The organism is Microcoleus sp. D2_18a_D3 (assembly GCF_036702455.1).
In the GTDB taxonomy this organism is placed as follows: domain Bacteria; phylum Cyanobacteriota; class Cyanobacteriia; order Cyanobacteriales; family Microcoleaceae; genus Microcoleus.
Genome location: NZ_JAUBTK010000010.1, coordinates 52,926 through 67,950, shown reverse-complemented (window position 1 = coordinate 67,950; position 15,025 = coordinate 52,926). Strand labels below are relative to the sequence as shown.

The window sequence follows — 15,025 nt, the reverse complement described above, 5'->3', positions numbered from 1 at the left end:
CGATATTGCTGTAGCAATTCAATAAATAAGCACCAAAATAAGTAGTGTCATTCGCAACTCAGTACAAGCCATTCCCCACCCCAATCGATAACTTCGTTCCCTTTTTAATGACACAGTTAAGTTTAATTCTGCCCGGAGTTCTGATCCGCGTCGGCAAAATTTTTAGCAGCCGATGTAAACTTTATTTATTTTTTTGTTCCGGAAAGCTACATCAATGACATGATATACCTGTGCAGGGTTCAGGAACATTAGCCAATACTCGGCAACCGCAAGACCTTAACGCCCTTTTGTGGCTTTTCTGAAACATAAGTTAATAATTTGGGCTGTTAATTGAGGTTTTGACCTGAGTCTGCACCAAGAAAGGTTAACAACAATCACGAGGAAACTATGGAAGCACTAGCATTGAGCCACTCTTTTGTTGCTTATGAATCTCCAGAGTCCGAACTCCAGGTCAAGTCGTTAGACCAACTGGGCTTGAAAATTCCTAATTCTGCATGGATAGGCGTTGCAGGTATGGCAGTAGCCCTATCTGTTCTGAGTGTCGGTGGCGAAGCCCAGGCGGCAAATTGCTACCGCAAACACTGTGGCCATCGCGCTCATCACAGCCATCACAGCTACGCCAAAGTTGTCACGAATGGCGGCCGACTGAATATCCGCAACCGCCCCAGTAGCTGTTCTCATGTAATCGGCAAGTTATATTATGGAGACCACGTAAAATTGACCGGTCGTTACAAAAAGGGCTGGGCACAACTCAAAGGTGGCGGCTGGGTGTCTGCGTCCTGGCTTTCCTAACTCTTAACTAGAGCAATTTACGTTTCTAGAAAGAGTTTTAATCGTTACCCGGCCATACTGGGTAACGATTATTTTAAATATGAAATCGATCCTGAAAATCATGGAATATCCGAAATTCATGACTAACAACTAACAGCCTAAACTTTACCCCCGCCGATTAGATAAAGTAATGCCATCCGCACCGCCACGCCGCTGGTAACTTGCTGAGAAATCAGGCTAAACTGGGCATCGTCCATCAAATCCGAACTAATTTCCACGCCACGGTTAACCGGGCCCGGGTGCAACACCTTCACATCCGGCTTGCAGAGTTTCAGTTGATCGCGCGTAATCCCGTACAAAGAATGGTACTCTCGTAAACTCGGCAGCAAATGGTCGCTCATCCGTTCCTTTTGCAGCCGCAAAGTCATCACAAAATCAGCATCGGCCAAAGCAGGTTCCAGATGCCAGTGCAAAAATAACTTGCCTTCCCTACCATCGCCACACTCAGCAAACAACAGCGGTAGCAAAGTCGGCGGCCCGGCCAAATGAACCTCTGCCCCAGAAGCCGTTAGACTCCAAATATTAGACCTAGCCACCCGCGAATGCAAGATATCCCCCACCACAGCAATTTTTTTGCCCGCTAAAAGTTCCAGCCGCGGACGTTCGGTATCTAACAGAGCACAAATAGTAAATAAGTCTAGCAAACCTTGCGATGGGTGTTCGTGCTGACCGTCTCCAGCATTGAGAACGCTGACTCTTGACCCCAAGCGATCCATTTCCGAAGCAATCGTGCTGGGAACTCCAGCTTGTTCGTGCCGGATCACCATCAAATCCGTTCCCATCGCCAGATAAGTCTTAGCCGTATCCAGAATAGTCTCCCCCTTCGTCAGAGAAGAACTTCCCGGGGTAAAATTTAGCGTATCCGCCGACAGCCGTTTCGCCGCCAACTCAAAACTATTGCGAGTCCGGGTAGAAGGTTCAAAAAACAAATTCGCGACCACTTGACCCTGCAGGGCCGGCACTTTCTTCGTGCGGCGGCCGAGCACCTCCCGAAAACTGGCCGCAGTTTGCAGCACTGTATCGTATTCGTCCGAGGTAAAATCAGCCAGAGTGAGAATGTGTCGCCTTGTCCAAGTCATACAATTTTAGATTTTAGATTTGAGATTTTAGATTGACTCAATCAGGACGGACGATGGGTTTGGAACTTGCTGGTACGCCCGCTCTGCAGTCGCCTTTGAATGTTCGATCGACATTTAGGGGTGGCGATCAACAGTATCCAACAATTTTTGATCGCTTTTGCGGTGAGTAGAGTTATAATCAGTTGATCAAGGAAATTGGGTCTAAAACCCTGTCCTTCTAGGACGGCTTTAATTTCTTAAATCCCTTCCTAAAAGTCAAGAAATTTCTAGTATACTAGAGTAGTCAAGGTTAAACTCCTGCGCCATCGTGCATAAAAACAGTTAACGACACACTTGGGCGCGTAAACCGGGGGACAAAGAGCGGCGAAAACTCTATAAACAGCTAGGGGCTTAACACAGTTCCTTTAACCAGAGAAACAAACTATTTAGAGACGTTCTGGCAGAACGTCTGTACAGTAGGGTAGGGCATACCCGAACTTTAGGTTCATATCCTAGTACGCTTTTGGAGATAGACCCTCTGGGGTTGCTGTGAGTTGAACTCGTCAATTGGTATTTTGTACGGTTGAAAGGTTTAACAAGTGCCGAAAGGACATAGCGCTTAAAGGTCAGTCGATGAATTAAGAATCCCCACGCCTTTAGGCTGGGGAGTGTCAAGTAGCTCAGACCCCACTCTCACAGCGAACCCAGCGTCGAAGGTCAAACAGGTGTGGTTTACCCGCAGGAAAGCGGAAATTACGCTGTAGCAGCCAAAGCGCAGTAGTTGCAGTTTCTCCTACCCAAACTCAGCCTTGTCAAGAACAAGCCGAACGCAGCCCTTGCATCTACCACTATGTGGAAACAACGATGTGGAAACAATCGAGGCGGCCAACCTCCCACTGTCGATCGACAGCATATAGCGGGACATTTCAAAGATGATTAATTCTTTGAAGTCGGTCTTGACTCTTCAGTCCTGCTTATAGGGCCTTGTCAAAACGAACTCTGTTAAGATACAAGTTGAATATGTAGCTTCCCGACAAAAATCTACACGTATCTTGGCGAGACTGTTCTTGGCGAAACTGCGGTAAAAAGTGAGAGCTGGGAAGTGGTAATTACACAAGATTTAAACAATTCAAGAGGTATTATGAGCCAGCAGGTTATACAGCCGATGGTTAAGTTCCAGCGTCAGGTGCATTCTCTCGTCACGTCTGACATTATCAAGCCGACAGACAGTATTTGGAAAATTGCTCTGCTTTACGGCGACGAATGGCCGTACTGGAAACAGCAATTGCTAGAGTTTGATTTTTCTATGCAAGACCCCGTGAGCGAGTTGATAGCTGTAGAAGCTTGGGACGAGGAATAAAAGAGAAGACGGAGGACTTGGGTGTCGGAAAGAAATTTCGAGGCGATCGGGTAAATTTTCTTTCATAAATTTCCGTTGCTAGCTTCTTCCCTCTTCCCTCTTCCCTTTGCCCTCTTCCTAATGACTTGTGACTTTTGACTTGTGACTTTTGAGTTTTGGCTTCTATTAAAGGGAAGCTGCTAAAGCTCGAGCTAATTGTTGAGCAGTTTGAAAGCGATCCCCAGGCTTAGATGCCGTGGTTCGCAAAATGGTCTCTCGCAGCTTGGGGGCGATCGTCGGAATATTTTCGAGCTTAAACCCGTAACCTCCAGGTATTTTCCCGTAAAAGTTTTGAGGGCTTTGGGCCGTCAGCAAAAAAATCAAAGTAGGCCCAATAGCATATAAATCCGACTGAGGGAGAGGCTGTCCCCGGTCTTGTTCTGGTGCGGTGTAGCCTTCCACGCCGATGCGAGTGCCCGGAGGAGTGCCGATTTCTTTAACGGCACCAAAATCCAGCACTGTAATGCGATTGTCGCGGTGCCGCACCAGCAAATTAGCAGGTTTAATATCCCGGTGGACGATCGGGGGTTTTTGAGAGTGAATGTAGTCCAAAACCTCACAGGTTTGGATCATCCACTCTATTGCTTGTTGGGGAGCAACAGGGCCGCGGTTGTAGATGCGTTTTTCTAAATCCTCGCCGTGGAGCATTTCCATCACCAAGTATTTTTTGCCCCCTTCCACAAAAAAGTCAAAAAACTGAGGAATTCCCGGATGGTGGAGGGCCTTGAGAGTTTTAGCTTCACGTTCAAACAGTTCTTGAGCTTTGACTATTTGAGCCATATCAGCATTCATTTCCTTGAGGACTACCAGAGAAGCTGCGGGGGAACTTCCGGGTTGTTGAGCTTTCGCTTTATCTCGATCCCAGGCTAAAGTCGTTGTTCCCATACCGCCTTGGCCCAAAGTTCTCAGCACTTGGTAGTGACGGACAGTGCGCTCGACTTTAATCGGTTCGCCACAGTGGATGCAGAATAAATTCCCCGGCGGGTTTCCCGCGTGGCTGCACCGTGGGGCGGCGAGATTGACGGTGGGGTTCGCCTTAATTTGGCCGCCGAGTTCAATAGTAATCACTTGGAAATGCAGAATTGGGCCGCCCCGCGCCAACTGGATCAGGGCACCGTCGGATATCCAACCCTGAGACATGAGAATACCGTTCACCAAAGTGCCATTTGTCCCGGAATTGACTAAGTACCACTGGCTCGACTTCCCGCTATTAACTCTTTGCAGTTCCAGATGCTGCCGTGACACTAGAGCATTGGGGATCACAACGTGATTTTCAGGAGACCGGCCGATGCGAATAACGGATTCGCTCTCGAAACTCCACTGTTGCAGGGGGGTATGTTTTTCTGGATTTAAAAGAGTCAGCAGCATTTTCGATTGATGTGGTTGAACTCCCTGATTTGGCAGTGAGAGTTGACGGGAATTTACAGATGTGGGGCGTAGGGCTTTGAAAAATTAGAAATTAAAAATTACTTATGAGCTTCACGCGTTAGCTTCAGGAAAACTTTATAATATCCTGATTATGATTAAAGATTTCATAAACAATTAAGTTATAAATAGTTTTTTGGGAACAATTATCCGTAAATTTTCTGAGGGGTCGATCGCTCCTTAAAACACAGTCGATCGATTTAACACTTGAAACTACAAAAACTAGGTAAACAATCGCTAAAGTTTTACGTAAATTTGCTGTAGCAGCAGGTTGTGATTTACCCCCCACATCTATAGGTAGGGCGGGCACTTCCCACCTATGCCCAAATTTCCCCGACAGCGATCGAGTATAAAGCAGATTTCGCATCAGCCCGCCTGCCGACTCACTTCATTTTAGTTAATTTTTTTTGCATTAGACTAACTATTTTTGTAAGTGAAAGCTCTTTCAACTATGATGAATCCACTTACTATCAAGCCAATTTTTCCGGTAGATTCCCGGAACCGAGTCTCAAAATTAAAGCTACGGATAAATGGTTGGTACTCCACAGCTTTTCTGCAATCTTATGGGTCTGCAATCAGTTTTTGAGCAATCAAACTGAAGCTGTTTCAACACCGGATACCTAAGAACAGAGCGAGTAGTAAAGCCTTGCCCGAAAAAGGCAGAAGCTGTTTCCTTTCCCTGCAACAATTGCCGATTTAACCCAGGGGGTCACGGGGGAAAGCACCACCTTTGAAAAAGTTGGCAGCATCGAAAGTCTAAAATCGAAATGCGCCTACCTGGGCCCGAATGATAATTGCCGTGATATTGTCGTGACCGTTGCGTTTGTTGCCCAGTTCAATCAACTGGGCAACTCCCTGGTCGAGATCAGCTTGGGGATTGAAGAGGGGTTCAAGAGTGTTCTGCCAGTGAGTTTCCAACAAATCATTATCTGTCAGGCCGTCGGAAGCCAAAATTAATAAGGTATCTTCGCACAAGTCTAAAAACTGTACCTCTGGCTTGAGAAAATTACTGTCTCGCGGGCCGATGGCTTGAGTTAGTTGATAGGCGTCGGGACGGGCATAAGCAGTTTCCGGGTCAACCCCGCGCTTAATTTCGCGCTGACCTACTTCGTGGTCTGAGGTGATTTTTTCTAGGGTTTGTCCCTTTCTCAGTCGGTAGAGGCGGCTGTCGCCGACGTGGGCAACGGCGAATTGGGTGTCTTGAACTAAGACTGCGACTAGAGTTGTACCCATGCGGGCGCTGCCGGAGCGCCCGTCTTTTTGATTGATTTCAAAGATGGCTTTGTTGGCTAGCAGCACTCCCTCGCGGATGGTGTCTGCCGGAGGTAGTTGATTTTCCCAACGGGTTTGAAAGAATTCTCTGAGGGTTTCAGCCGCTAGTTGACTGGCTACTTCTCCGCTGTCGTGTCCGCCCATGCCGTCGCAGAGAATGTAAAGCCCTTTGGTTTGAAAGATGCGCCCGAAGGAGCTTTCGAGTTTGTTGAGCTGAGTCCAGATGCTGAAGAAGTCTTCGTTGTGGTCGCGCGTGCGGCCAACATCGGTGAGGCCTGCGTCTTCTAAGCTGTAAATCTGGAGTGGCATGGGCTGGGTTAAGACCTCGCCAACCTCGGGGGGCGACTCGTCGGGGCTGCGGTAATGCCTGCGCGTCGGGGTTGAGCTTGGTGAAGGTGCGGGTTGGAGTTCCAGAGGAACAGTTTCTAGGCGCGATCGCAATTCTTCGATTGTGTTAATCTCGCCTCTGTACATTTGTTGTAGCAGGTCGAGCAAGGCGCCAAACTGAGTGCGATGATCGGACTGGCTAAATATCACCTGCCACAGTTGCCCCAAATCTACCAGTTGCAGGTTTGATCCTGCGGGTTCGGGATAGAGGTATTGCAGTCGCAAAGAAGCCAAGGAAAAGGAAGAGTCGGGGTTGACTCGCAAATTTGTCAGTTCCAACAAGCTTTGCCGACAGCGCCAGGGTTCTAGGGCAGCCCAGAGTTCTGTCATTTCGTGCAGCCAGTATAAAATTTGCTGGGTGGAAGTTTCGGGTTGACTCCACCGTTCTACCAGCAGTGGCCATTGGGAGCAGTCTTCTAGCAGCAGCACTGCCTGTTCGTTGTCTGACCAGCTATCGTGAATGACTGGCAGGTTGTGAGAGAATTGCCACCGGAGTGCCAGATAAGGTTCAGCTATGCCTTGGCAAAGCTCTGCTAAGGCGGAATTGGTTGAATTTTCTCCGCGTTTGATTGCTGCGCTATAGGGGGATGTTCGTCTGGCGACGCTGGCAGAGTTGGCTGCTAGCATGGCTTTGAGGGGTGACATTTCCAGCGGCTGACAGTCCAATACTGTTACTTCTACTGTGTCTGAGCGTTTTCTCGGCGGCACGGTTTCTAGGAGTTGGTAGCGCTGCTGAGTGTCTAAATAAGCTCCTGCTTGCTGGGAAGGGATTAAATATTCTGAATTGGGGACGGGGAATTGTGGAGATTGGGGGGAGATGTCAGCTATGTTTGGGCTGTCGGGGTTCTGTGTTGCTTCCTGGATTTGTTGAGGCTGTGGTGCGGTTGTAAAATTGTGCTCAGATGGGGTTATTTCGCGCTCTGGTGCTGTAGTAGAGCTTTTTTCTGTTGTTTGAAAGGATGCTGGTGCGATCGCCCCCACGGCTACCACAGCGTCTATTTCTGGGCTGATTAATTCGGCGACTTCGGTCTGTGGAGAAGTTGGCGCGACTGCTGTTGGGGGTTCGGCTGGGGTGGTTATTTCTGTTTTAATGCTGTCTGCGATCGGTTCAGCAGAGTTTTGGGGCGATGCGATTTCTGGAACCATCTCTGGTTTTTGGGCAAACTCGGCTGGGGGTATGGTTGACTCGTGTGGCTCGACTGCTGGAAAATTCGATCGACCGCAGATAATCGCCCGCCACACTTGACCTGTTGCGACGCCGCAATTCTGACATTCTTTGGCGCTAAAAGCGACTTGGGCACCGCATTCGTGGCAAGGTTTGTAAATTAGGGAATTTCCGCATTGTTGACAAAACTTGTTTGGATTGGGATTTTCAAATTGGCAGCGGGGACAGAGAAGCATAGGGGTTTTAAATTGGAGATGGGCGATCGAGTTTGGCGGTGGGGAGTTTTGGGTTGTGGCCTGTGAGTTAGGAGTTATGAGTTTTGGGTCTGACTCGCAACGGATAACTCCCATTGCCCTATGCCTTATTTTATCGGGATGAATTCAGAAGTAAGATATTTCTTAGAACTGAGATGTTGCATCGGTGTCAGGAATAGGCCTCTTAAGCCACATCCATAAAAATTTCTCTCGCTTTAGGGGCCCAAAAGCCAGCCCTACCGGTGGTAACAGCGTGCGGGCCCGACAATAAAAGTTATCTCATGAGTGGAACGGGCCGAAGAGCCCGTTCTTAACAACGGTGCAATATGTCAGTCAGAACTCATGTGTTGCACCATTCTCAATAAGCTTTTTATGAACAGGCAAGATGCCTGTTCCACAAAGAGTGAATTTTCTTGTGGAACAGGCATCTTGCCTGTTCTTGAGAATAGTGCAATATCTCAGTTAGAAGGGATTTGCTGTAGAATCTTCTTGGAAAACTGTCTCTCGGGCGATCGACACAATGGTCGAAAGGGGTACTTCACAGAAATATTTCCGCCGGAATTGTTCTTCGGAGACGGCTGCTAAGAATTGCGCTGCACAACGGGCAGCAATCGGGGAATTTGGCACTGAGAATTGAAGGGATTGGCTATCTAATAAGGGTTTGGGGATTTGATCGGGCGCGTCTTGACGCTGTGCGGTTTCGGGTTGTCTGGTGATGTGGAAAGCTCGATCGCGATAATTGATTTTAAAACCGAGATATGTTAGGGTTTTGAACCCCAGTTGCAAGGATGTGTCGCTGATGCCGAGTTTCTGGCGGAGTTGCTGTCTGGTGACGGGTTTTTTGGTGCGGCTGAGGTATTTGGCGATGCCGATTAGCTGTTGGCAGATTTGCTGTGGGGGTACGAATGGGGGTAATGTGTAGGCGATCGCGAGTTTTTTCTGAGTGTGCTGTGCTTGCCGAAACCAGATCCGCAGTTCGTCCCAGCTTGCGGGGCATTCTTTGAGGACGATCGAGTTTTCGCGATCGACCTTTTCGGAATTGTAAACTAGATTGTCGATCGGCATTTTAGATTCTAAGTTTGTGCTAGTTGCTAATAAATTTTCCTCATTATTTCTATTGCGCCAGTCTACGATCCAATCTATTTTAGTCAGCGAATTGATTTGGTTTTCTTCCGTGCGTTCTTGCACTGCTACGAGGCGCACTTCATACCGCGATTTGTAAGTATTAAAATCTAGTTCAACGGTGACATCGCAGCGGCCTTGGGGAACTTCGTTTTGATTGTGTCCCCACCAAATGCCGGGAAATCCCATATCGGTAGATTCATCCCTAATTGTAAATTCTGTTTTAAGATATTCTACTTTTTGCCCTTTCAAATCCTTAATTTTTTGATTCCAGAGATTTTCAAACCAGCAGTTTTCAATTAGCAATTTGGGGGCGGGGTTGCCCATACCGCACGGTTCGAGCAATTTTAGTTCTTGAAATAAGTCCTTGCCTAATTCGGAGACAGTAATTTTTAGGTCTGCTTGAACGGGGGCTGCTGTTAAACTATCGGTGGTATATTGTTGTCGCAGTTGCTGATTTACCGCATCTGTAAATAGGGGGATATTTTCAACTGGGAGACTCAATCCGGCGGCGAAAGGATGACCGCCAAATCTGTGCAATAAATGCGCTTGGTCTTTGACTAATTGGTAAAGGTCGATTTGATTGGCGGAACGCGCCGAACCCCGGGCAATTTTGGATGGGGAAAGTGTTGGTGATTCGGGATTTAAGAAGGAGGTAAATTGCGTTTCCGAGGCATTTTCGTTAATTTCTTCGCTTCCTTCTGTACAGAATAAAATCACGGGGCGGCCGTATTCTTGGGCGATTTGTCCGGCTACTAATCCTAATACTCCTACGGGCCATTGGGGGTCGCTGAGGACGATGACGCTAGTAGTTGAAAGGTCGAGTTTGGCTAATTTGTGGGCGGCATCTTTGGCAACATCTTTTTGTAAAGATTTACGTCTGCTGTTGGCAATTTCGGTTAAATTTGCTAGTTCTTCGCAGCGTTTTTTGTCGCGGCTGGTGAGGAGTTCTACGCAGAAGCTGGCATCGCCTTGAATGCGGCTGACGGCGTTGATTCGGGGGCCGAGGCCGAAGGAAATGTCGGTTGGGCGATCGCCCGATCTTTTGCACAGTTCGAGCAATTTTGCAACTCCTGGGCGGGTGGGATTTGCGAGTTGTTTTTGCAGTTGTTCGATTCCGAGTTGTGCTAGGTAGCGGCTGTCTCCTGTAAGTTGGACTAAATCGGCAATTAAGCCGATCGCTACTAATTCTAATAAATCTGTGAGCGGGCGCTGCGGAATATCCGGTAATGTGTGATATAATGCTTCAACTAATTTGTAGGCTACTCCAACTCCTGAAAGGTTAAATAGTTGGTGGTTTGGGGGAAAGTAGCGGGGATTGATAATGGCTGTAGCTGGCGGGCGATCGTCCGGTAATGTATGATGGTCGGTGATAATTGTATCGATGTTTAAGGTGGTGGCATATTCGATTTCGGCTATGTTTGTACTGCCGGTATCGCAGGTAATAATTAAGCTAATTCCAGATTTTGCTAAGGCATCTATTCCCGCAATATTGAGTCCGTGAGATTCGGTTAAGCGGTTGGGAATGTAATAAATTAGTTGGTCATTTTGAGCAAAAAATTCTCCCAGTCCGTCCCAAAGTACGGAGGTTGAGGTAATGCCGTCAGCGTCGAAGTCTCCCCAAATTGCTACTTTTTCGCCGCTGTTTCGTGCTTGCTGGATTCTTTCTATCGCCCAGTTCATTTCTAGTCCGAATTCAAAGGGACTTGCTGGTTTGTAAAGTTTGGGATTTAAGAAACCGGGTATTTGTTCGGGGTTTTGAATTCCTCTATTCCACAGAAGTGCGGCGGCATAGTTTCCGGGGAGTTCGGGTGCATGGTTTCTGACAGCTTGGATCAACCAATCTGGGGGCTGAGATAGGGGTTGAGTTGGCAAATTTTGAAGTAGTTCTGTCATAAGTTATTTCATTAATTCCTGTAGGGGCGGGTTTACCAACAATCTTTCATTCACATCCACAATATCTATAAACCCGCCCCCACCGGGCGACTAATAGTTGCATAGTACAAGATTTGAATTAAATAAATATTTCGTCGATTATAGCAAGATTTGGCAACCAATCTGTGGGAGTTTCTGCGGAAAGATTGGGTGAGGAAGCTGTGTTGTCTGTTGTGCGGTTGCAGCGAGTGGCAAATTGACAGGAATCGCAAAGATTGGAACTAATTTCTACTTGGGGTAAGAATTCGCCGCCTTCGGTATAGCGCTGTCGCCACTCGGTTAGCTGCTGCAATAGGTGGGTTAAATCTTGTTTTGTGCGATCGTGTTCTGTTTGGTTGTAATCAAATGTGAGTTTTTGCGGCGGTTCTTCTCCTTGCAATTGTACGAACCAGTATGTCATGGAAACTTGTTCGGGGGAATAGTCGCTGGTTTCTACTAAGACGTATAAATAGAGGCGAGTTTGCCAACTTTCGGCTATCCATTTTGATTTTTGAGGGCGGGGATAGGTTTTCCAGTCGAGAATTTGGGCGGCGTTTGGTTCGGCTATTAGCAAGTCATAGATAACGGTGAATAGGTAGTCTTGTAAAATTAGGGTGCGGGGGTGTTCGGCTTGGCGGAAAATTCTATCGCTATTTTCTGAATTGGCGAAAAGTTCGGGTGCGGTGTTGATAAATGCTGCCACACAGCGTCCCAGTTCGGGGTCTTGTTGGATGATGAATTCAATGGGAAGTCCGAGTTCTCGCTGCTGCATTAATAGGTGAAAGTGGCTTCCCCATGTGAGTTTTTCTTTGTGTTCTGGGGAGGCGGTGGTGGCTAGGAGTTCTAGGTAGCTATGTTGGAATTTGCGGGGGCATTCTTCGAGAATTTTGAGTTGGGTTTGAGAGAGTCGGAGCATTTTCTTAGGATTTTAGATTTTATATTTTTTATGCTGGTAAGCGAGGCGATTAATCTTTTTTTTGACCGCAGATTGAGGCTGATGACGCAGATGGACGCCGATAATTTTGATCGCATTTTTGGAGGAGAGTGCGAGATCCCTACACTTACCATTATATAATGATTCATACCGTTAACGGCGAAGCCAATGCGTTTTGATACCTACATCCAGTCAATTCAGAGCAATCTCCAACGGGGAAGCGAGCGCACCCATTACCCCAGTATCAAGAATTTACTCGATAATCCGGCTGCTAGTTTGGTAGCAATCATAGAAGAAAAAGGTAATAAAGCTGGTGTTCCAGATTTTACTGTCAGGCGCAGGGATTTACTCGTCGGTTATGTGGAAGCTAAGGATGTCGGCTTAGATTTGAATCCTGTTGAAAAAACCGAACAGTTGCAGCGATATCGAGAATCGTTAAACGGTAATTTAATTCTCACGAATTATCTAGAGTTTCGCTGGTATGTTGAGGGGAAAGTCAGATTAACCGCAGTTTTAGCCGAAAGAACAGGAAACGAAATTACTCTCTGCAATTCTGACAAAACTCTTGAATTAATCGAGGGATTTCTTAATTACGCCGGTGCAGCCATTAACAGTCCTGAAGATTTGGCAAGACAGATGGCGCGATTAACCAAATCAATTTTACTCGCTACAGAATCAGCTTTGCAAATCGAAACTGAAACCGGAGAGTTACATCAACTCAAGCGTGGATTTAATGAGATATTGCTGCCGGATCTCAATGATGCGGCTTTTGCAGATATGTACGCTCAAACTATTTCCTATGGTTTATTTGCGGCGCGAGTTGGTCATGCTCAAAATCCCGGAAATCAACTTTTTGATCGCCGGACAGCGGGCACGTACATCCCAGCTACTAATCCGTTTTTGCGCCGATTATTTAACAGTATTATCGAGACGGATTTACTCGGTAAGATTAACTGGGCAATCGATGATTTAGTTGAGCTACTAGGGCGAGTTGACATGACTGCTATTCTGGAAAATTTTGGTAGTCGCACTCGCCAATCCGATCCAGTTGTTCATTTTTACGAAACCTTTCTTGCAGCTTATAATTCAGCTTTGCGGAAAAGTCGCGGGGTTTACTACACTCCTGAACCCGTTGTCTCATATATTGTTCGCTCTGTCGATGCTATCCTGAAAAACCGTTTTAATCTACCTTTAGGATTGGCAGATAATAGCAAAAATCCAGATACGCAACAGCCGCGAGTTCAAATTCTAGATCCGGCAACTGGTACGGGTACTTTTCTTTACGGAGTTGTCGATCGCATTTATCAAAATTTGGAAGATATGGGAATATCTGGGAGTTGGAATCAGTATGTACAGGAGAATTTATTAAACCGATTATTTGGTTTTGAGTTGTTAATGGCTCCCTATGCCATAGCACACCTCAAACTCGGTTTGCAACTGCAAAATCTCGGCTATGAGTTTAGCAGCAAGCAGCGGTTAGGAGTTTATCTCACCAATACATTAGATGAAGCTTTAAAAAAATCAGAGGTTCTCTTTGCTCAATTTGTGGCGCAAGAAGCTAATGAAGCTTCCGCAATTAAGCGGGATGTCCCGGTGATGGTTGTGTTGGGAAATCCGCCTTATTCTGGTCATTCTGCTAATAAGAGTGAATGGATAGCAGGATTGGTAAAAGATTACTATTATGTGGACGGTGTACCGCTGAAAGAGCGCAATTCTAAATGGCTGCAAGATGATTATGTAAAATTTATTCGTTTTGGACAGTGGCGAGTTAGTCAAACGGGGTTTGGTGTTTTGGCTTTTGTGACTAATCACGGTTATCTCGATAACCCGACTTTTCGGGGAATGCGTCAAAATTTGATGCAAACTTTTACGGATATCTATGTTTTAGATTTGCACGGTAATTCTAAAAAGAAAGAAGTTTCTCCTGATGGTTCGCCTGACCAAAATGTGTTTGATATTCAGCAGGGAGTCAGTATTGGCATTTTTATCAAAGAACCTGGTAAGTCTACTCCGGCAAAAGTTCATCATGCCCAATTATGGGGAAGTCGAACTTCTAAATATGAAATTCTCAACCAGTTAGATATCGAGACAACTGAATGGGTGGCTGTTGAGCCTCGCTCACCGGAATATTTATTCATTATACAGAATATCGATTTAAGAACCGAGTATAACAGCGGTTGGAAGTTGACCGATATTTTTCCAGTTAATACGCTGGGATTTCAAACTCATCGCGATCACTTTGCCATTGATTTTACAAGGAAAGAAATGGAGGATAAAATTAAGGATTGTATCAGCAATCAACTCTCAGATGTACAAATAAAGACTAAATATGAACTGAAAGATACTGAAACTTGGAATGTACAAAATGCAAGGATACACGTTCGCCGAGATGAAAACTGGCAACAGTGGCTTATAGAATGTCTTTACCGTCCCTTTGACTGGCGTCTTTGCTATTTTAACACTGTGGCAATGGATCGCCCAAGAACAGTTTTGCAACAGCACATGATGAAAGAAAACCTCTCTCTAAATGTAGTCAGACAAACCAAAGGTGCTGAATGGGGACACGCACTGGTTGCTGATAAACCAACTCCTGCATTATACGTTGAGATCAAAGATGGTTGTAATGCTTTCCCCCTTTACCTCTATCCTGACACGGAAAACGAACAGGGTAATTTATTCACCGATCGCACTCCCAATTTCTCCCAAAACTTTCTCAGTGCGATTCGTGAAAAATTAGGCTATGTACCAACTCCCGAAGCAATCTTTTATTACGCATATTCTGTCTTTCACATTCCTACCTACCGCCAGCGTTATGCAGAATTCCTGAAAATAGACTTTCCCCGCTTACCCTTAACTTCCGACAATGAACTTTTTCAAACACTCGCTAAAAAAGGTGAGGAATTGGTAGCACTGCACGTGATGAAATCGAAAAAATTAAATAAGGTAATTACTAAATATCCTGTCATTGGCGATAATGCTGTTACTCAAGTTACTTACAATGAATCTGAACGGCGGGTTTATATTAACAAACAGCAATATTTTGAAGGTATTACCCCAGAAGTATGGGCGTTTAAAATAGGTGGATATCAAGTATTAGATAAATGGTTGAAAGACCGCAAAAAAGCAAATCGCAGTTTATCTTTTGATGAGGTGCTGCACTATCAGCGCGTCGTGGTTGCTTTGAAAGAGACTATGCAAATTATGGCTGAAATTGATGAGGTGATACGGGATTTCCCTTGGGAATAGATGTTGAGTTATGGCTGG

Annotated in this window: 8 protein-coding genes; 3 read left to right on the top strand and 5 right to left on the bottom strand. The window is 46.1% G+C overall.

What is annotated here, in order from left to right; genetic code table 11:
* The first annotated feature begins 387 nt into the window (after positions 1–387).
* On the top strand, positions 388–792 hold the full coding sequence (locus QUB06_RS07165; protein ID WP_333434706.1) for an SH3 domain-containing protein: 405 nt from the start codon (positions 388–390) through the stop codon (positions 790–792).
* Positions 793–929: 137 nt separating this feature from the next.
* On the opposite strand, the gene QUB06_RS07160 is transcribed toward QUB06_RS07165, so the two are convergent.
* The gene (locus tag QUB06_RS07160) at positions 930–1,910 is read right to left on the bottom strand and encodes an aspartate carbamoyltransferase catalytic subunit (protein ID WP_333434705.1); all 981 of its coding nucleotides are present in this window, start codon (positions 1,908–1,910) and stop codon (positions 930–932) included.
* A 1,120-nt stretch (positions 1,911–3,030) separates the two neighbouring features.
* Here QUB06_RS07160 and QUB06_RS07155 point away from each other — a divergent pair.
* Positions 3,031–3,249 (top strand): DUF4327 family protein, encoded by a 219-nt coding sequence (locus tag QUB06_RS07155; RefSeq protein ID WP_006631282.1) that lies wholly within the window; start codon positions 3,031–3,033, stop codon positions 3,247–3,249.
* A 165-nt stretch (positions 3,250–3,414) separates the two neighbouring features.
* Here the strand turns inward: QUB06_RS07155 and QUB06_RS07150 are convergent, their stop codons facing one another.
* From QUB06_RS07150 to QUB06_RS07135, 4 genes are all read right to left on the bottom strand, one after another.
* Entirely contained in the window at positions 3,415–4,656 is a 1,242-nt protein-coding gene (locus tag QUB06_RS07150; protein WP_333434704.1) for a protein kinase domain-containing protein, read from the bottom strand.
* A gap of 813 nt (positions 4,657–5,469) precedes the next feature.
* The gene (locus QUB06_RS07145; protein ID WP_333434703.1) at positions 5,470–7,773 is read right to left on the bottom strand and encodes a serine/threonine phosphatase; all 2,304 of its coding nucleotides are present in this window, start codon (positions 7,771–7,773) and stop codon (positions 5,470–5,472) included.
* Between the two features lie 480 nt (positions 7,774–8,253).
* Complete coding sequence (locus QUB06_RS07140; protein WP_333434702.1) at positions 8,254–10,809, bottom strand: DHH family phosphoesterase; 2,556 nt, start codon at positions 10,807–10,809, stop codon at positions 8,254–8,256.
* A gap of 118 nt (positions 10,810–10,927) precedes the next feature.
* Positions 10,928–11,743, bottom strand: coding sequence for a PD-(D/E)XK nuclease family protein (locus QUB06_RS07135; RefSeq protein ID WP_333434701.1), 816 nt, complete (start codon positions 11,741–11,743; stop codon positions 10,928–10,930).
* A gap of 186 nt (positions 11,744–11,929) precedes the next feature.
* Here QUB06_RS07135 and QUB06_RS07130 point away from each other — a divergent pair, with 186 nt between their 5' ends.
* Positions 11,930–15,007: a type ISP restriction/modification enzyme gene (locus QUB06_RS07130; protein ID WP_333434699.1), complete on the top strand. Its 3,078-nt coding sequence runs from the start codon at positions 11,930–11,932 to the stop codon at positions 15,005–15,007.
* Positions 15,008–15,025 lie beyond the last annotated feature (18 nt).